Source organism: Alphaproteobacteria bacterium, assembly GCA_033762625.1.
Taxonomy (GTDB): Bacteria; Pseudomonadota; Alphaproteobacteria; order UBA9219; family RGZA01; genus RGZA01.
In genome coordinates, this window is record JANRLI010000004.1 from 1 (window position 1) to 17,998 (window position 17,998).

Here is a 17,998-nt window from a genome sequence, read left to right on the forward strand (position 1 = left end):
GGCTTTGCACCGCTGACTAATGACAAATTAGGTACTTTTGTTGGCGTAGCTATAAAACTAAATGGTTTCTTGCTTGAATTTATATTTGATACTGATGAAATGCCACCTTTACCTTGGACAAATAGAATCCGTAAGCCGAGTGAACTAGTATTTATAAAAAATAGAAGGCAGCATCATGTCCTCCTCACTTGGCCAATAGGAAATCCAGAAGCTTCAATACGTATTGAACAAGCAAGATATAATAAACAAGCCAAATGACCCCCTATGACCTCATCATCATCGGTGCGGGTGCGGCGGGGCATTATGCTAGGAACGCGCCGCTGCGATGCGCAGCAGGTTTGGTTAAGAAGAATAAACTATAATTATTTCTTCTCTTTCTTGTGATACAGGCCGTCAACGCTGCTTTGGTAACGGTCGTGTACAATTTTGTAACCCATTCCTGCGGGTTTTTCTTCGTCAGTCTTCGCTTCGTCTTTTGGGTATAGACCCTCAAAAGCACCTTGGTAACGGTCGAGGAAGCCGCCCAATTGCGATTCAGGTTTTTCCTTAACTTCATCTACCTTCAGCTTCTCCTGAATTTCAGCATGGGTCTTGATCATCAAGATTTCTGCGCGTTTAATCGCAGGGCTACCTTTTGGTGAATAATAAATAACCATCTTGATGTATTGCTTGCGTGCCGATGGGGTATCGACCTGTGGGATGTTTTCCAACATCAAATCAAGGCAAAGCGCAATCAAATTACCGCTTTTGGGCGCAACGGAAACCACGGAATAACTGGCTTTTATGCGGTCTTCCGCATCGGGGAAGGCATTAATGCAAACAACGAGGGATTTATGGGTTAAATCTTCTAAACGGGAGTTTTCAGGGGCCTGAAGCGCAGCGCGCTTTGATAAATCAACGGCATCCCACAAATGAGGCTGGCTTTTAACAAGGTATCCCGTGATGATAACCACGGCTTCCAGCCAGGAATTTTCGTTGGCAGCCTTTTTTACAAGGTTTATGCCTAAGTCATATAAACGGCCATAATTATGCTCGTGAATGGCCAGTTCAACTTCTTTAATTACATGCTGTGCGTCCGATGATGTGGGCATTCAAATTCCATGTAAAGTAAAACGAATATTTGATGACTTTATCAGTGCCTCGTATACGCCTTATTAAGACTCTTGGTTATGCGCGCATTAACTGTTTATTTATCATTTCGAATTCGCTCTACATTTGATGCAATTGCATTTGCACATTTAAATCAAATTCATTCCAACCAACAAGCACCATTTTGAGTCACAAAGTGTTATGAAATGCACTGTTACATAGACTCAATAGCACATGCGAATTGATTATTGTGCCGCGAACAAAATTATTTCGAACAGTAATATTTTATAAAAATATTATTTTACGAAGGATTGGCAATATATAGAGGCTTTTTTGATTAGCCGCACTGCGCTTTGCGTTGGGCGCTGGTTAAACCCCGCAGGGTCGTTTCGCCTGTAAGAGGTCTTGCAAGCTTTACTGACAATACTAAATCATCAATCAGTGACGCTAAGTCACCTTTCAGCTGCGGACTATACCCTTGTATGGAGCCAAGTTTTTTTCTGGCATCTGCTGCAAGCTGTTCCAAATATGTATGAAATCTGTAATTCCCTGAGACGGGGTTTTCTCTCATGTTTGCTGCATAATCCCGCGCAATCAATGGCGCGAATTGAATGCAGGGTGTTTTACGCTCAATAAATTGGAAAAACTGCTTAGTGCTCAAAGCTGCTTCTGTACCATAATGTGGTACTTCATGCCCTTTAGGGGTTGGTGGTTCTTGCAAATTCAAGCCAAGTATCATCAATGATTTTGATAACTTTTCTTTGACTGCCGGGCTTAAACTGGTGCTCACTTCAACGCGTTTTATGGCAATGTCAGTCAGCGTGCGAAGATCCTCCCGAATGAACGCGGCTTTTACTGCCTCCTCATTATATAACGTGCCAGTTAAATCAGCTGCGATTGTGGCACTAAAATCCCAGTCCTTCGTTGCATACTTAATCATTAGGTTAAGAGAATTTGCAAACGATGCAATAATCGAAAGTGGCCTTTTATCGGAGTGTGTCTGATCTGGGTGTGATCCATCATCCGGATGCGCATGTTTTAGTTTTTCAACGATGGGTAAGTGAGTTGCGACATGTGTTGTAAATCCGCCCCATGAGGTTGATGCACCATAGAACGGCATATCGAAGTTGAGGATCATACCGATTTCGCTATCATTAATGGTGATGCGGGCATTTGTGGAGGGTGTGGCTTGTTCGTGCAGATGGTGGCCATAATCACGGTCAATCAATTCTTCCAATAATTGCATGAAGATTATGCGATTGAATTCCGGAGGAAGCATACCCGTTTTAGCGATGCTTTCCTTAAGTGTATCCACACCATATAGCTTTACCATCTGGTCAAATGTTTGCGTTGCTGTAGGTTGGAAGCTTGAGAGGTGTTTTTGGATATTGCGAGCTTCATTCATGTCTGTTGTCGTGAGCTTGCGGATTTGTAAAGCAAGAAAAGAGCGCGCGAAGGCATTGGCTTCATCAAGACCAATCTCACGCAGCATAAAATCACCTTCAGTAGAACCATATTTTATTCGGTTCAATATTTCCCAGATAGCGTGCATGCGTTCATGATATACGATGTCGGCCATTTTAAACATGCTGGAGTCCATCTTGATACTTGTAAGATTGATGGACGTACGGAAATGTCCAAGCGTTGCTTTTTTTGAATCGGGCAGAATTTCAAATGCGCAAATCGTCTGATGTCTGTATGCACCTTGAGTAGACGGGTTCCAGCCGTCATATCCATGTAATCCTTTGGCATAAGTATAGGCGGCTTCAAATTTGCTTGCGTCAAATCCTTCTACACTAACCAACATTTCTGGTGTGTCTGCTGTGGTTGGAATAATGCATGCTTTTGCTCCAGCAAGACTTTCGGCAACATAGCCTTCTCTAGCCGAAGGGCTTTTTGTCATGACCAGAGCTTTCATCATGCCTTCAAAAGCTGCGGGGTCTTTTATAGTCGTTTTTGTTAGCGCATAGGCGCCCGATGCGCCGCAGAAGGTTGATGCGGCGGCGGTATATCCGATGACTAATAATTTAGCGGAAGTTGAAGCCATTTATAAAGATTACCACAAAAACCCGAAAGTATTTTGCAGTGGCGATATGCGCGTTAACCAAGAGAGAAATTATTGTTCTGATTTATCATTCATGGTGAGTTTTAGATCACCGCGATTATAGGTTGGCCAGCGACCAACAGTGAGTTCTGCCATAGCGGTAAGTGGTTTGTTGAAGCGGGCGCGATAAACCCAATAGGTCGCCATGACTTTTTGCATATAGTCGCGTGTTTCTTTGATGGGTAATGTTTCAATAAACAATAACGGGTCATCGCCATTTTGCCGTTTGCTTGCTTCAAACAGGCCAAGAATGCGTTTTGGCCCAGCATTGTATGAGCCGATGATAAAGAGAAGATTTTTATCAATACCATCGGTGCGCGTTAGCATTTCAATATAACGATCACCCAAGGTGACGTTAAGTTCAGGATCACCCAGATGCTTGGATGAACCATCACGCATCATTTCTGCGGTTTGCGGCATGATTTGCATCAGGCCGGTTGCGCCTGCCGGGCTTACCGCACCGTGGTTGAAATGGGATTCATTCTTGGCAATCGCAAGTACCAGAGCAGGGTCGGCGGTATAGCCGTTTTCAGGCTGCCAAGGGATAAGCGGATAAAGCGCGGCATCATACTTTGCGCCAAATGCACTGCCCACCTGAACCGAAAGGGAAGGCAGGGCATAGCGGTTGGCAAGCGCCAACAAGCCATTTTTCAGAACCGCGCTGCCCGATACATTCATTTCACGAAGTTCGGCTTGCGCCAACACGCGTTCGCCCAGTTGCAGTAGCGCAAGGGCGCGTTTGCCAGCAGTGTTCTTTTTAAACGCCTCGGCTGTTGATTTATCAAATGCGGGAATATTCCAATTGTAATGCGGAGCTGTCTTGCTGCGGTTTAAGGCCAGCAGCCCATAGAACGAACGCGGGTAATTTGCGGCCAAACTCATATTCGCATTCATTTCAGATGTTAGCCCGATCTTTTCAGCTGCTCTGGCTGCCCAGAACGCGGCCGCAGCTTTGTTCGGTGCGGGAAGTTGTTGCGCGGCCAATTGTTTGAATGCTTCGAAGGATTGCATATAGCCTTCCTGCGTCCATGCAATCAGACCCTTCACCCACAGGGCGTAGTTTTGTGCGCCAGTATCAAAGCCTGCTTTGTAAATATCACTTTCACGAATAAGCGGCCATGCCTTATCGGCGTTACCATTACGCATAAGCAGTTCAGCCAGTGCGAATTGCGAAGCAACTTCTTGCGCTTCAGATAGTGCACCTTCGGTTTTCTGTTTTTCAATCAGCTGAATTGCATCATTCAGCTTGCCCTGACGAAGTAATTTGGCAAAAGCGTTTCCACCTTTACCTTTGCTTGCAACGGTCAGAATACCACCAGCTTGCCATTCAATCGTGCCACCGCCATCTGCGCGTTCAACACTGCCCGCAAAAAGCGGAAAATTGACGGGCTTCGGGCATTGCGCGATTGCCGGTGCGTATAGCTTTTTGAACTTGGCATAGATTTCATCTGCTTCAGGTAAATCAGCATAATTTTGCATCCAGCCGAGCAGTTTTTCCTGGGTAGGCTGAACATCGGGGCGCAGCAATTGCACAGCTTCCACATGGCCCATCAATAGGGGGTCTTGAAGCTGTAAGGTCAGGGCCGTAATTTCATGTAATTTATTATCGCCAATCGCATTGAAAATTTTGCGATAAACATCTTCATCTGCTTGCGTTAAAACTTTTGCATACGCATCAAGCTTGATAGGTTTAGTAAGCGGTGAGCCACCCTTGCCAACATTATTGAACCAGTTGCGTGGGCTATTTAAAAACGCATCTGCTTCTTCTTTGGTCATGCCGCCGAATTTCAAATTTCCGTTCGGGCGGCCATGGACACTGCCATTATAGCCAAGAATTTCTGAACCTGCGCCGTCTTCCATATCGGGTGCTACGTTCAACATGCGTTGTTGCACCGCCACAAGGTTACTCAAATTTTGATAAGATTGTGCGAGTGCCACTTGTGAAATACCAAGCGCGCATAAAACGATGACTGCAAATCGGGCAACTTTTGGGCAGCTGTTCATGGCTGGATTGGTAGGTTTTTGGGCGGGTTAATACAAGGTGTTTTTTAAAATCTATGTCTGTGCTTTGGTAATTTCTCTTACTCTGCTCACAGAACTATGCACAAATAATATGCATGCTCTAGCTATGAAACAGAGCGTTATGCTTATAATTTAATCAGTAAGCCATGGTGCGCTTAAGTCTTAAGTATATGAAAATGCTAATGATTTTAATTTTTAGCTATTATTAACCCACAATTTAGCGTAGAAAGCGGCTCATGCAGAAGTATTGCACTGCAAACAAGCGTAACCGTGGGCATCGATATGGCAAAACCAGAAAACCTTAGCGAATTCAGAAAAAAGCCTGCACAAGACGATACACAAGATAATGACATTAAGGGCATGGTGGAGAATGTTGTTTCTCTTGCCAAAGATGTGCGCGTATTGGAACGCGGGGATTATCTGGCATCTGTTTTTAAAAACACGCGATCAATTTTAGAAAAATCTGGCCGTCTTATCCTTATTAGTGATTGCGTTGCATTACTAGTGGCATTCGTTGCGGGTGGTTTTGCAGCTTGGGCTTTCAACACATTCATCACGCATGAAACGTTCCAAGAAATCATTAGCATCGACACCTTAAAACAATTTGGCATGTTCGCATCCTTGGGAATTGCTGCCGTATTATGGCTTGATACGAAGGGACATTACCGCCAACGCCTTCCGTATTGGGAAGCAGTTGGCAATATTGTGACCGCGGCATTCATCGGGTTCATCATGGGCGGTTTTGTGCAATTTGCTGCGCAAACGCTTTATTCTCGTCTGTGGCTTGGCTTTAGCTGGACATTCTTTGCAGTCTTTATGTTTGTTGGCCGCGTGATGGTGCGCCGTATGCTGGATAAACGCGGCGAATGGAAAATTCCCTCGCTTATTATCGGTAATGGGCCTACGGCCGAAGCTGCGATAGCAACGCTGGCGCGCGAAAAGCGTATGGGCTTTAACGTCATTCGTCAGATGTACCCGGATTCATTCGGACAATTCAATACGCCGCGCGCATGGGAACGCATGATGATGGTAACCGGCGTAGGCCATATTTTTCTTGCACTGGAAGGCAGCGAGCTGGATAAGCACAACGAAGTATTGAAAGGCATGGTGCGTGAACGTGTTCCGTATTCCATCATTCCGCCTTGGCTGGGGTTGCCATCGACCACCATCTCGCCGCATCACTTCATGATGCAGGATGTTTTGATGCTGCATAATACCAACCAAGTGGTACTGATGCTGCCGCGCTTCCTGAAACGCACATTTGATATTGTGGTTGCAGGCACTGCGCTTGTCGTATTATCGCCAGTGCTGCTTGGCCTTGCGATTGCCGTTAGCCTTGATGGTGGCCCGGTGATTTTCTCCCAATCACGCATTGGACGAAACGGCAAACCATTTAAATGCCTTAAATTCCGATCCATGAAAGTAGGGGCGGAGGCAGCGTTAAAGGAATATCTGGCGAAAAATCCTGCGGCGCAGGAAGAATGGAAAATTTTTTACAAGCTGAAGAACGACCCGCGTGTTACCAAGCTTGGTGAATTTATTCGCAAGACCAGCCTTGATGAATTACCGCAACTGTTCAATGTGCTAAAAGGCGATATGAGTTTGGTTGGCCCGCGCCCGATTAAAGAAGCAGAAATTTTGTTTTATGAAGGCGATTACAGTTATTATGAATCTGTACGCCCCGGGATTACTGGCGCATGGCAGGTTAGTGGTCGTTCTACACTGAACTATAAGCAACGTGTGGCGCTGGATGCATGGTATTCACGCAACTGGAGCCTTTGGCTGGATATTGTCATTCTGCTAAAGACCATTCCGGTGCTTTTGAAGAAGGATCAGGCGTACTAATTGCTCTGCCCTTTATAAAATCCAGCTTCCCCAAAAATATTTTTAGTGTTCAAAAACGGCTGTTGCATATGCATTTTCAGCCATTCAATAGCCACGCGGATAAGTATGGTTGATATAAAATAAACGCGTAAAATTTGATCTAATTTCAAATTGAAACGGAAGCATCGTCAAGTTTCAATTAGCCTTAAAAGCACAAAATGACCTTTGAGATTTTTATTTTTCAAAGGTCATTTTATGAAACATATTTTCGGCTTGCTGTCATGTGCAGCTGTATTTTTTTTGTCATTGAATGTTCAAGCTGCGGTTCCGGATGGAACGCGTATTTCACCCACCGCGCTTGCCCCGATTGCACGCTGGGTTGAAAATGCGAGTGGTATGAGAATTCATGCGTTGCCGATCGTGACGGCCAGCGGGTTTAAATTGAAAACGTCATTGGGTTTGGAAGGTGTGCAACAGGCGCGTTCAGTAGCGGCATACATCCCCGGACAAATTATCATCAACAATATCATGTGGGATCCTGAATCCCTTCGTTCGCAAAGCTACCTAGTGCATGAAATGGTTCACCATGCCCAAACTCTGGCAGGACGCAAATATCCATGTAACGATGCCAAGGAGCGGGAAGCCTATATGTTGCAGAACCGTTGGCTAGCCGAACGCGGGGAAGACCCGATCTATTCGCAGGAATGGATCAATGAAATGGCGATTTGCCACTAAGTTTGCGTGTTCACTTTCATATGTTTCGCTTAACGAAATATCCCTGCGTTAATAATCGACTGCAAGCCATTGAAAAATAAAGCAAGACTGCCTTGTGTCTGATTCCACACAAATCGCGCATTATTGGAAGTAAGGCTATGATAGCGCTTGTAAACCCACCATCAAGGTTGTACTCATTCCCCCAGTAGATGCGCTGCATCATTTTTACAAATTTATTGGGGGCCTAGCCATGAAAAAGCTAATTTTATCTGCATTATTTGCTCTATTTACCACATTCGCCGTTCAAGCATCTGCGTCAGCTGTTACCGATTCCGTTCAAGCCGCGATTGCTGCTGGCAACTTTGAAAAAATCAACCAGATTGCTGCTGCAAACCCAGGCGCACAGGGCGAGATTGCATTGTACCTTTTGCAACAAGCTCAATCCAAAATTGCTACCAACCCAACCTTGGCTGCAAAACTCTTTACCGCAGCTGGCCCATTCGTTGGTCAAATTCCTGAAAGCCAATCCAAACAGGCCGCAACCATCATCGCGGCGCTTGTGAATATTGCGAATGGCAAGGGTTTCCAAGCTGCATCCCCATGCCCGGCATCTGATATTTTTGCTGCTGCACTGGGCATGACTGAACAAACAAACATTTCGACGCAAAATGCCGGTCTGCATGGCCAAACCGTTAGCAATGCAAACGGCTTAATGGCGCAAAACCCACAATGTGAAGGCGACAAGCTTGCTGCTTTGCTCGCTGTAACCCAAGGCACAACCCCAACCGTTAATACACTTGGCGCACACGCACCAAGCGTTGAGTAATCCAAATTCATAAGGGCGTGACGAGTGTTGCGCCCTTATTCCTTCAAGGTCTCTCGCCTAATTAATCACCCAGTCGCTTTATAATAACACGTGGAGTAAAAAATGAAAAAAGTCGGAATTGCCATGTTGGCAATGGCAACTGTCTTTGTAGCTGGCTCAGCTCAAGCAAACCAAGGTTTGTTCGGAGGACGCTCTGAACAGGATGGTAGCTTTAATGTTCGCCGCTCCACGACCGAACAATTCGAACCAATCCGTGGCCAATCGGTTTCGGCCCGCCCACGTCCTGACTTTGATCCAACCCCGATTGATGTTGGTTCATTCCAGATGTTCCCTGCTATCAGCGTTGCAGGTTTTTATGACAGCAACATCTATTCTGCGCCGCAAGCCAAGAATGATGACGTTGTCACAAAGATTAACCCATCATTGACTGCAGCATCCAACTGGGGTCGTCACGCGATTGCTTTCACCGGCTTAGCGGACATCAACACCAACGTCATCAATAATGAAGAAAACAATGTTGGTGGCATGACCCAATTGGAAGGCCGCTATGACATTGAAAACCAGACATGGCTTGCTGGCTCAGCTGGTTTCCAACGCGGCACAGAACCACGCGGCAACCCATCATCCTTGGGTTCAGCTGCTGAGCCAACCCAGTTTGATGTTTACACTGCTGGCGCGGAAGCCTATCGCGGCATGGGCCTTTTGAAGGCGAGAGCTGATTATGATTTCAGCTACCGCGATTACGACAAAGTAACCCTTGTTTCAGGCGCGACCCTTAGCCAAAATGGCCGTAACCGCACCAACCATAAGGTTGGCGCAAGCGTTTCATACGATTTGACTGCTAATCTGAAGCCTTTCGTACGTGGCGGTTACGATGTGATGGATTATACATCGAACTCCTTACGTAACTCGAATGGTTACAAGGTGAATGCCGGTGCCAAGTTTGACTTTGGCGGTATCATCACTGCAGAAGGCTTCGCTGGTTATAAAGGTCGTGACTATTACAACTTTGCAAGCGGCGGCGTGAATGTATTCGATTTCGGCGCAGACGTATTGTGGAACGTAACAGAATTGACCTCGATTGAAGTTGAAACCAGCCGCTCGATTGAAGAAACCACTTTAGGCGGTGTTGCTGTTCCAACCAGCTCGAATGCATATGTTGCAACCGGTGCTTCGGGTACGGTTACTCATGAACTTCGCCGCGACCTTATTCTTGAAGGTAATGCGTCGTTCACCAACAATGATTTCAAGCAATCGGCACGTAATGACGATACGCTGGGTCTTGGTGCAGGTGCGCGCTACTACATCAACCGTAACTTCTACAGCGATTTTACTTATGACTTCACCAAACGTATGTCGAACATTGCAGGCAGCGATTACGATCGTCACGTAGCATTGGTTCGCTTTGGTGCTCAATACTAATTGGGTAAAAAGTACATGCTGAAAAACGCACATTGGCTTTCCAAAATGGGCTTTTTGAAATTAGGGCTGCTTTTTGCAGCCCTTCTTTTCTTGGGTTATGCGCCAGCAAAGGCTAGCGACCCCAGTGATTATGTGCTCGGTATTGGCGACAAGCTACGCATCACCGTTTATGGTGAAACCGATCTATCGGGTGAATTTGAAGTATCGTCAACCGGCATGGTTTCCATGCCGCTGATTGGTGAAACCAAAGCCATGGGCACAACCATCGCCAAGCTGAAAGACAGTATCACAGCCAAGCTCAAAGATGGTTATTTGAAAGACCCCAAAGTCAGTATGGAAGTGATGAATTACCGTCCGTTTTTTATTGTGGGCGAAGTCATGAAGCCGGGTAGCTACAACTATCAAAATGGCATGACCGTGATTAATGCTGTGGCGCTAGCTGGCGGCTATACCTACCGCGCAGACAAAGATGATATCAAGGTCAAGCGTGGCGGTCAGAACGGCAAAGAAGAAAAAGTGAAAGAAGACACAACCGTTGGTGCAGGTGACGTAGTTACCGTTCCAGAACGCTTCTTCTAAATTCTAAGCATCTGCGGCGTTAATCTTAAATCAGCGTGTCTGAACCAGCCATTGCTGTGTGCCTTCAAGTGCAACCGCTGTTAGGCAACCGGTTGCATACGCGCCGGTATCGACGTTAATTCGGTGTGGCAGCAATTCCGGTGTTTCGCTTATGGTGTGGCCATGCACAATCATCTTTTCGTATTTTTTGGTATTGGCAATAAAATCGCGGCGTATCCACACCAAATCCTGCTCGCTCTGGTCGCTTAATGGCACACCATGTCGTGCGCCCGCATGACAAAAGAAGTAATCACCGTAGCTGACCGATGTTTCCATAGCATTTAAAAATGCCGCATGGCTTGATGGAACTTTCGCCATAAAATCGTTTAACATCGTCCTTATGCCAGCAGCGTTATTCAGTGCAGCAGGGCGAATGCCATAACTCATCAATGTTTCGCGCCCGCCAAAGGTTAGCCAGTTCTGTACTAAATTCAGATCGGAGTGCTTGATGATTTCGCGCATTACTTGTTCATGATTGCCGAGGATGAAATGCGGTTTTTGCGCATCGTTAGCGGCATCGGAAAGCTGCAATAGATAATCCAGCACCTGTTTACTTTGCAGCCCGCGGTCGATGTAATCGCCTAAAAAAATCAGCTTTACGGTGGCGGTAGTTGACGCGGTATCCGCATCAATTTTATCCATCAACGCTTTAAGTAAATCGAGGCGCCCGTGAATATCGCCAATCGCATAAATGCGTAAACCGGGTGGCAGCGCATGGCCTGTGGAAGTTCGATGTGACATAGCGATATAAACTGTAAACTAAGCTCAGGCTTTTTTAGGCAGGTATTTATCTTTGTATTTATCCGCCAGCGCTTTGACGGCGGGGATAGCAAAGGAAGGGTAGGCACCGATAAATCCGCTAAGCAATGTTCCAGGCTGCGATAACAGGCGATAGGTATATTGAACATTCCACTTCTTTGCCCATTCGGGATAAAACTCGGTATCAAGCAAGGTTTCATCAAAGAAGCCAGTGACAGCGATTGCAACCCCTTTATACCCGGCATCTTTAAGCGCAATAAGGAAGTTTTCAGCTTTGCCCGCTGCATAATCCACCAGCACTACATCGGGTTTTTTTTCAAGGATGAGCGCGATTTTAGGCGCGATGTCGCCATAGCCATTGGCTGTAGTTGGGATATTAAGGCCAGGATACGTCGTAACCAGTTTGTCATGTACCCGTTCATCAATCGCCGGTTGGCCGCCAACTAACATAACAGAAATATGCTGTTCAATCGCGGCTTTAAAAAATGGCGCCGCAAGGGAATATGTTTCAAAACAAACATCGGTGCATGCGGTGTCATGTAGCTGCTGTGCGGAATAGGCGATATCAAAACTTGCCGGAATAACCAAATCCATTTTGCCGAGTTGTTCGGCAAATTCAGGATGTTTAGCGACGAATGCCCATGCATCAGCACGTACGAAGGTTACCAATTTGCTCTCGCCCTTTTTTGTTAAAAGAGAGGTTAAATCGGCAATTGAATAGCCAACATCGAGTGGCAGGCCCAGAAATGAAATACGCTTCTGTGTAACAGGCTGTGTCATTGGTTTTATCATGGGCAGTGTTATAGACGGTCTCATGCCTAAAACGTAGTGGTTTTAATGCTTTCAGGCTAAAAAATCCGCAATGATTGGCGTGTGGTCGGAAGCCTTTTCAAGCCCGCGCGGGTGCTTATCAATCCAGCATTTTAAGAGCTTATCGCTGGCTTCAGGGGAGGTGAGGAGATGATCAATTCGGATCCCATCGTCGCGCGGCCATGCGCCTGCCTGATAATCCCAAAATGTATAGGCGCCTATTTCATCAGGGTGTAGTGCCCGAAATGCATCCACATACCCCATATTCAATAACGCATTAAAATGTGCACGTGATTGTGGTTGTGCCAGCGCGTCATTGCGCCAGTTTTCAGGATGACGGGCATCAGCATCAACTGGAATGACATTATAGTCACCGCCCAGCACAACGGGGCGTTCTTCTTTATAAAGCTTTTTTGCATGCGCTGCTAAGCGCTCCATAAAGCGAAGTTTGTATGGGAGCTTTTCGCTGCCTAAAGGATTGCCGTTGGGCAGATAAATGCTAGCGATAATCCACCCTTTTACTTCGGCTTCGATATAGCGGGAATGCAGGTCTGTTTCATCGCCATCCAGTATATCGGTGCGAAAAACTGCCTGCTCCTTGCTTAAAATAGCAACACCGTTATAGGCTTTTTGTCCCTTCACCAGCGTGTGATAGCCAAGACTTTCAATTTCCATGCGCGGGAAGGCGTCGGTTTCGCATTTCAATTCTTGCAGGAGCAACACGTCCGGAGATTGGGATTTCAGCCAGTCACATACGATTGGAAGCCGCATTTTTATGGAGTTGACGTTCCAACTGGCAATACGCATTTACACTCTACTCTAAATTTTTACGGCAAATGAGGTTCCGCAACCACAGGATGAATCGGCCATTGGATTTTTAACCTGAAAACTTTCGCCTGAAAGATCAGATACAAAATCAACCTCTGAACCTTCAAGGAAGGAAAGGGATGTTTTATCAATCACCAGTTTTGCACCGTCACGTTCAATAATGATGTCATCGGCCGTGGTTGGCTTTTCTTCAAGCTGGAAATTGTATTTAAAGCCGGAACAGCCGCCACTATCGACGGCAAGGCGCAGAAAAAGCCCCGCCTGCGCCTGTTGCTGGCTTAGAAAACGGATGCGTTTTGCAGCATTTTGTGTAAGCTGAATGGGTGTCATATCAATAAAATAGTCCACATTCCTTAAAATTCCAATCCAAGAAAGCGCCAGAAGCAGTAAATGAGCAATTTTTTTCTTCATACACAGCTTGCCAAAGATACGTTTTTTATCAGGGATTTGAAGCTTAGCCAGTTGGTTCTTATGAATGACAAGCGCTTTCCGTGGATGGTGCTGGTTCCACGCAAAGATGGCGCAAAGGAATTGACGGATTTATTGCCCGGCGAGCAAAAAACATTGCTGGAAGAAATCAACCGCGTATCGGTTTTTATGAAACAGTTTTATCGTGCTGAAAAAATGAATGTTGCAACCATCGGCAATATCGTTCCGCAATTGCACATTCACATTGTTGCGCGATATGCAAAGGATTTGGCGTGGCCAAAACCCGTATGGGGCTTTGGCGATATGGTGCCGTTTTTTGAAGAAGAAAGCAAAGAGCTGGTCAGTAAAATCCAGAACCAGTTACCTCATGGCTGATTAGCCTTGCGCAAGGCGTTTTACCGTTGTAACAGGCGCATTATTAAAACCCAGCGCGTTTGCAAGTCGGCTGGTATAATCGCTGTGTTGTTTATATTCGCGCATAATCTGTGCAACGAACATTTTTCCGCGCGCATAACCTTCCCAGAATACTTCTTCAAGCTTACCCGGGTCGGTTTCCAGCGGGTTCATTTTTGAATCCGCCTTCTCAGGATGAATTACCCGGATGTGGGAAGTTCCTGTGTTGGTGGTGATGGTGCCGGACATGACTTCATTGATAATTTCTGGCAGCTTGGCGCGATATTCGGCATAGGCATTAACGCTGGTGCGCGCATGGACACGGGCATATAAATCAACAAGCCGCCCGATTTCGCCCTCGCTTTCCATGATGTCATCGGGATGAAGGCTAAGCATCATTACAATGCGATTATACCCGCGTTCTGTAATGTCATGCACCGGGTAGGATGCGGAATAGCAACCATCAAATAACAAATCGCCACCAATCATGATCGGCTTTCCGGAAATGAATGGCAGGCGGGAACTAGCATCGACATGCAGTAACGCTTCATCCAATGTTTTGGCTTTGCGCAAATCAAAACTTTGCGGGCGGCCGGTCCGCGCATTGGTGTAATAGACGCGGTATTCTTTTTCAGATGCACGAATAGCATCAATATCCGGCACAAATTCCGTTTGCAAAATGCGTGACAGGTATTGATTATCAAGATATGCGCCAACGCGCACAGCATCATAGCCCGTGATTTCAGCAAGCTTAGACGTAGCGGCCGTACCAACAACCTGGAACGCACGCAGGGTTGCAGCGCTAAGAAGCTGGCGGCTGCGCAGCGTCAAATCCTGCTGCGATAGTTTCACAAAGTTATGCCCGGTCAGTTTTGAAAAAATACCAAGTCCGCGTGTTGGATCATCTGCAAACAGAATTTCAACAGCGCCGACTGAAATTCCAAAATATCCGCTAAATTGTTGGGAGATGCCTTCTTCGTGGAGTGCGCAAAATGCGCCGACATCACCAATGCCGCGCATACATCCAGGAGTCATTACAAGTGCACCTTTGGGCTGATTTCCATGAGCGGAAATATCAGAAGGTTTTTGGCCATTTCGGCCTTCAATCAAAAAACCAAATTCGTTTGCCATGCACCGGGAAGGGTAAAGGTTGCATAAAACACAGGTATTTCGGTGTTGTTACGATGTGTGATTCATGGTTAAAAAACTATGAAAATTGCTGTTTTGGCCTGATTCATAAGGGGTTTTGGTGTGCAGTTGCGAAAAGGCGGAGCGCTGAATTGCTATGAAACGCAATATTTACAGGCATAAAATGCATTTTTTTAAAAGTCGGCGAGGGCAGCGCGGCGTTTTTATAAAACGGCCCATGGTGCGCAAAATTCTTCCAAAAAAAATGCAAATTAATTTCTAGATTCTGTTCACAGCGCTGTGGATAACTATCAAATAACCCTTATTTTATTAATATAAACTGTACTTTACACTTTTTTTATTTTTCGCTTTACAGCTTTGAAGTGGTTGGAGTATAAGAGCGTCCAACGGCGAACCCCCGAAGCTTATTTGGTGCGGTTTAGTCGTTCAGCACAAAAGACCAAAATACTTCTAAGTGCATTTATTGCACGGGGGTGTTTTTTGCGCTTTTGTACTGGGTTTATTAAAACCGGTTCTTTGACATTGTGAATAGAGAACGAGAGAAGGGATGCGCAGGCGGCGATTGTCTGACGTAACTTCGGTCACGTCAGAATGAGATTGCACTTAAAACAGTCTCATGAGTTTTACTCATGAGACACAATCGGTATCTGTCGTTTTGAGCATCCTTGATATCGGAATAATTCAGTAAAATGATTATTCACGTAATAAACTAAAGCTTTGATACGATTTATCGTATCATTGCCCGTCAAGAACAATGAGGTGTCCGGAGCAGTCCGGCACCACGAACAGATGCCAGGAAGCGCAAAGACCTCAAAACTTTGCACAAACACTCAACTTGAGAGTTTGATTCTGGCTCAGAACGAACGCTGGCGGCAGGCCTAACACATGCAAGTCGAACGAGGTAGCAATACCTAGTGGCGCACGGGTGAGGAACACGTGGGAATCTCCCTTCTAGTATGGGATAACACCGGGAAACTGGTGCTAATACCGTATGACCCCTCCGGGGGAAAGATTTATCGCTAGAAGATGAGCCCGCGTAAGATTAGCTAGTTGGTGAGGTAATGGCTCACCAAGGCTACGATCTTTAGCTGGTCTTAGAGGACGATCAGCCACACTGGAACTGAGACACGGTCCAGACTCCTACGGGAGGCAGCAGTGGGGAATCTTGGACAATGGGGGAAACCCTGATCCAGCCATGCCGCGTGAGTGATGAAGGCCTTCGGGTTGTAAAGCTCTTTTGTATGGGAAGATAATGACTGTACCATAAGAATAAGCCCCGGCTAACTTCGTGCCAGCAGCCGCGGTAATACGAAGGGGGCTAGCGTTGTTCGGAATTACTGGGCGTAAAGGGTGCGTAGGTGGTTATGTAAGTCAGAAGTGAAAGCCCTGGGCTCAACCCGGGAATTGCTTTTGAAACTATTTAGCTAGAGTTCGAGAGAGGTAAGTGGAATATCCAGTGTAGAGGTAAAATTCGTAGATATTGGATGGAACACCGGTGGCGAAGGCGGCTTACTGGCTCGATACTGACACTGAGGCACGAAAGCGTGGGGAGCAAACAGGATTAGATACCCTGGTAGTCCACGCTGTAAACGATGAATGCTAGTTGTTGGAAAGTCTAACTTTTCAGTGACGCCGTTAACACATTAAGCATTCCGCCTGGGGAGTACATTCGCAAGGATGAAACTCAAAGAAATTGACGGGGGCCCGCACAAGCGGTGGAGTATGTGGTTTAATTCGACGCAACGCGAAGAACCTTACCAGGCCTTGACATGGCTAGTATGGGGCTAAGAGATTAGCTCCTTCAGTTCGGCTGGCTAGCACACAGGTGCTGCATGGCTGTCGTCAGCTCGTGTCGTGAGATGTTGGGTTAAGTCCCGCAACGAGCGCAACCCTTATCGATAGTTGCTACCAGGTTATGCTGGGCACTCTATTGAAACTGCCGGTGACAAGCCGGAGGAAGGCGGGGATGACGTCAAGTCCTCATGGCCCTTACGGCCTGGGCTACACACGTACTACAATGGTGGTGACAGTGGGAAGCCAAAGCGCAAGCTGGAGCGAACCCCCAAAAACCACCTCAGTTCAGATTGCACTCTGCAACTCGAGTGCATGAAGTTGGAATCGCTAGTAATCGTAGATCAGCACGCTACGGTGAATACGTTCCCGGGCCTTGTACACACCGCCCGTCACGCCATGGGAGTTGGTTCTATCTGAAGTCGGTGCGCTAACCGCAAGGAAGCAGCCGACCACGGTAGGGTTAATGACTGGGGCGAAGTCGTAACAAGGTAGCCGTATCGGAAGGTGCGGCTGGATCACCTCCTTTCTAAGGAAAAGCATATCGCTTATTTCTTCAGCCTCTCTCACGAGAGCATCCTGAAGATTTCAGTCGCCGCCGTCGTATCCCTTCTCATCAGAAATCAGAAATCGAAATACAGGAGTCTGTTTTTATGATTTCATGTTTTTGGATTTCTGATCTCTGAATTGGGCTAGTAGCTCAGTTGGTTAGAGCACACGCTTGATAAGCGTGGGGTCGGAAGTTCAAATCTTCCCTGGCCCACCATTCAGATCAATTGAGGTTTGATATTGGGGCCCTTAGCTCAGCTGGGAGAGCGCGTGCTTTGCAAGCATGAGGTCAACGGTTCGATCCCGTTAGGGTCCACCATCATCGCTCAACTGAATTTCGCTTTTTAGCGCGCATCTCTTCTCTCGTTCTCCGCACATGTTGTAGAGGACGGTTCGTTCTTTAACATTGTAAATAGGTTTGTGATTGAATGGGAAGATATCCCGGTATGTATGGCTAACGCCTGAGTACACTCATGAAGTTCTGCTTCCAACATCCGCAGACACTTCGGCTTACGAGTGGTTGGTTGTGCATAGCTTGGGATTATCTTTCGTCTGCTTCAGACATCATGCGACCCGCTAGTATTGTCCTTATGTTTATTGTCGTGTTCTTCAGATGAACACGAAATAATCGGTAAAAAAATAAGGGCGCAAAAGGTAGTGGGGCCTTCGTA

General features: G+C 46.4%; 15 protein-coding genes, 2 tRNA genes and 1 rRNA gene. 10 read left to right on the forward strand and 8 right to left on the reverse strand.

Annotated elements, in window-relative coordinates; genetic code table 11:
* Nucleotides 1-258, forward strand: a 258-nt coding sequence (locus tag SFW65_02030) for a hypothetical protein (protein ID MDX1921895.1), incomplete at its 5' end; no start/stop codon positions are given.
* Nucleotides 259-362: 104 nt separating this feature from the next.
* Here SFW65_02030 and SFW65_02035 read toward each other — a convergent pair.
* From SFW65_02035 to SFW65_02045, 3 genes are all read right to left on the reverse strand, one after another.
* Entirely contained in the window at nt 363-1,091 is a 729-nt protein-coding gene (locus SFW65_02035; GenBank protein MDX1921896.1) for a hypothetical protein, read from the reverse strand.
* A gap of 335 nt (nt 1,092-1,426) precedes the next feature.
* Nucleotides 1,427-3,010: a hypothetical protein gene (locus tag SFW65_02040; GenBank protein ID MDX1921897.1), complete on the reverse strand. Its 1,584-nt coding sequence runs from the start codon at nt 3,008-3,010 to the stop codon at nt 1,427-1,429.
* A gap of 195 nt (nt 3,011-3,205) precedes the next feature.
* Nucleotides 3,206-5,197, reverse strand: a complete 1,992-nt coding sequence (locus SFW65_02045; GenBank protein ID MDX1921898.1) for a lytic transglycosylase domain-containing protein — start codon at nt 5,195-5,197, stop codon at nt 3,206-3,208.
* 300 nt (nt 5,198-5,497) lie between these two features.
* Here SFW65_02045 and wbaP point away from each other — a divergent pair, with 300 nt between their 5' ends.
* From wbaP to SFW65_02070, 5 genes are all read left to right on the forward strand, one after another.
* Nucleotides 5,498-7,060 (forward strand): undecaprenyl-phosphate galactose phosphotransferase WbaP, encoded by a 1,563-nt coding sequence (wbaP, locus tag SFW65_02050; protein ID MDX1921899.1) that lies wholly within the window; start codon nt 5,498-5,500, stop codon nt 7,058-7,060.
* A gap of 234 nt (nt 7,061-7,294) precedes the next feature.
* A complete protein-coding gene (locus SFW65_02055) occupies nt 7,295-7,774 on the forward strand; it encodes a DUF6647 family protein (protein ID MDX1921900.1) in 480 nt (159 codons plus the stop codon).
* A 229-nt stretch (nt 7,775-8,003) separates the two neighbouring features.
* Complete coding sequence (locus SFW65_02060; protein MDX1921901.1) at nt 8,004-8,579, forward strand: hypothetical protein; 576 nt, start codon at nt 8,004-8,006, stop codon at nt 8,577-8,579.
* A gap of 102 nt (nt 8,580-8,681) precedes the next feature.
* On the forward strand, nt 8,682-10,001 hold the full coding sequence (locus SFW65_02065; GenBank protein MDX1921902.1) for an outer membrane beta-barrel protein: 1,320 nt from the start codon (nt 8,682-8,684) through the stop codon (nt 9,999-10,001).
* Nucleotides 10,002-10,016: 15 nt separating this feature from the next.
* Nucleotides 10,017-10,580, forward strand: coding sequence for a polysaccharide biosynthesis/export family protein (locus SFW65_02070; protein MDX1921903.1), 564 nt, complete (start codon nt 10,017-10,019; stop codon nt 10,578-10,580).
* A gap of 30 nt (nt 10,581-10,610) precedes the next feature.
* Here SFW65_02070 and SFW65_02075 read toward each other — a convergent pair whose 3' ends face one another.
* The 4 genes from SFW65_02075 to erpA all read right to left on the reverse strand — a co-directional run bounded on the left by SFW65_02075 (nt 10,611) and on the right by erpA (nt 13,346).
* Nucleotides 10,611-11,360, reverse strand: a complete 750-nt coding sequence (locus tag SFW65_02075; protein MDX1921904.1) for a metallophosphoesterase family protein — start codon at nt 11,358-11,360, stop codon at nt 10,611-10,613.
* A 24-nt stretch (nt 11,361-11,384) separates the two neighbouring features.
* The gene (locus SFW65_02080) at nt 11,385-12,158 is read right to left on the reverse strand and encodes a WecB/TagA/CpsF family glycosyltransferase (GenBank protein MDX1921905.1); all 774 of its coding nucleotides are present in this window, start codon (nt 12,156-12,158) and stop codon (nt 11,385-11,387) included.
* A 63-nt stretch (nt 12,159-12,221) separates the two neighbouring features.
* Nucleotides 12,222-12,995: an exodeoxyribonuclease III gene (xth, locus tag SFW65_02085; GenBank protein MDX1921906.1), complete on the reverse strand. Its 774-nt coding sequence runs from the start codon at nt 12,993-12,995 to the stop codon at nt 12,222-12,224.
* 12 nt (nt 12,996-13,007) lie between these two features.
* Complete coding sequence (gene erpA, locus SFW65_02090; GenBank protein ID MDX1921907.1) at nt 13,008-13,346, reverse strand: iron-sulfur cluster insertion protein ErpA; 339 nt, start codon at nt 13,344-13,346, stop codon at nt 13,008-13,010.
* A 60-nt stretch (nt 13,347-13,406) separates the two neighbouring features.
* Here erpA and SFW65_02095 point away from each other — a divergent pair, with 60 nt between their 5' ends.
* Nucleotides 13,407-13,820, forward strand: a complete 414-nt coding sequence (locus tag SFW65_02095) for an HIT domain-containing protein (protein ID MDX1921908.1) — start codon at nt 13,407-13,409, stop codon at nt 13,818-13,820.
* Here SFW65_02095 and SFW65_02100 read toward each other — a convergent pair whose 3' ends face one another.
* Complete coding sequence (locus SFW65_02100; protein MDX1921909.1) at nt 13,821-14,873, reverse strand: hypothetical protein; 1,053 nt, start codon at nt 14,871-14,873, stop codon at nt 13,821-13,823.
* 945 nt (nt 14,874-15,818) lie between these two features.
* On the opposite strand from SFW65_02100, the gene SFW65_02105 reads away from it, so the two are divergent.
* The 3 genes from SFW65_02105 to SFW65_02115 all read left to right on the forward strand — a co-directional run bounded on the left by SFW65_02105 (nt 15,819) and on the right by SFW65_02115 (nt 17,646).
* A 16S ribosomal RNA gene (locus SFW65_02105) occupies nt 15,819-17,307 on the forward strand.
* A gap of 160 nt (nt 17,308-17,467) precedes the next feature.
* Nucleotides 17,468-17,544 (forward strand) — tRNA-Ile (locus tag SFW65_02110).
* 26 nt (nt 17,545-17,570) lie between these two features.
* Nucleotides 17,571-17,646, forward strand: a tRNA-Ala gene (locus SFW65_02115).
* Nucleotides 17,647-17,998: the final 352 nt, after the last annotated feature.

Bases quoted from the DNA above. Each gene is read 5' to 3' on its own strand.
- erpA (MDX1921907.1), bottom strand. From the start codon at position 13,346: ATGACACCCATTCAGCTTACACAAAATGCTGCAAAACGCATCCGTTTT.
- xth (MDX1921906.1), bottom strand. From the start codon at position 12,995: ATGCGTATTGCCAGTTGGAACGTCAACTCCATAAAAATGCGGCTTCCA.
- SFW65_02075 (MDX1921904.1), bottom strand. From the start codon at position 11,360: ATGTCACATCGAACTTCCACAGGCCATGCGCTGCCACCCGGTTTACGC.
- SFW65_02035 (MDX1921896.1), bottom strand. From the start codon at position 1,091: ATGCCCACATCATCGGACGCACAGCATGTAATTAAAGAAGTTGAACTG.
- SFW65_02080 (MDX1921905.1), bottom strand. From the start codon at position 12,158: ATGACACAGCCTGTTACACAGAAGCGTATTTCATTTCTGGGCCTGCCA.
- SFW65_02070 (MDX1921903.1), top strand. From the start codon at position 10,017: ATGCTGAAAAACGCACATTGGCTTTCCAAAATGGGCTTTTTGAAATTA.
- SFW65_02055 (MDX1921900.1), top strand. From the start codon at position 7,295: ATGAAACATATTTTCGGCTTGCTGTCATGTGCAGCTGTATTTTTTTTG.
- SFW65_02095 (MDX1921908.1), top strand. From the start codon at position 13,407: ATGAGCAATTTTTTTCTTCATACACAGCTTGCCAAAGATACGTTTTTT.
- SFW65_02065 (MDX1921902.1), top strand. From the start codon at position 8,682: ATGAAAAAAGTCGGAATTGCCATGTTGGCAATGGCAACTGTCTTTGTA.
- SFW65_02060 (MDX1921901.1), top strand. From the start codon at position 8,004: ATGAAAAAGCTAATTTTATCTGCATTATTTGCTCTATTTACCACATTC.
- SFW65_02100 (MDX1921909.1), bottom strand. From the start codon at position 14,873: ATGACTCCTGGATGTATGCGCGGCATTGGTGATGTCGGCGCATTTTGC.
- SFW65_02040 (MDX1921897.1), bottom strand. From the start codon at position 3,010: ATGATGAAAGCTCTGGTCATGACAAAAAGCCCTTCGGCTAGAGAAGGC.
- wbaP (MDX1921899.1), top strand. From the start codon at position 5,498: ATGGCAAAACCAGAAAACCTTAGCGAATTCAGAAAAAAGCCTGCACAA.
- SFW65_02045 (MDX1921898.1), bottom strand. From the start codon at position 5,197: ATGAACAGCTGCCCAAAAGTTGCCCGATTTGCAGTCATCGTTTTATGC.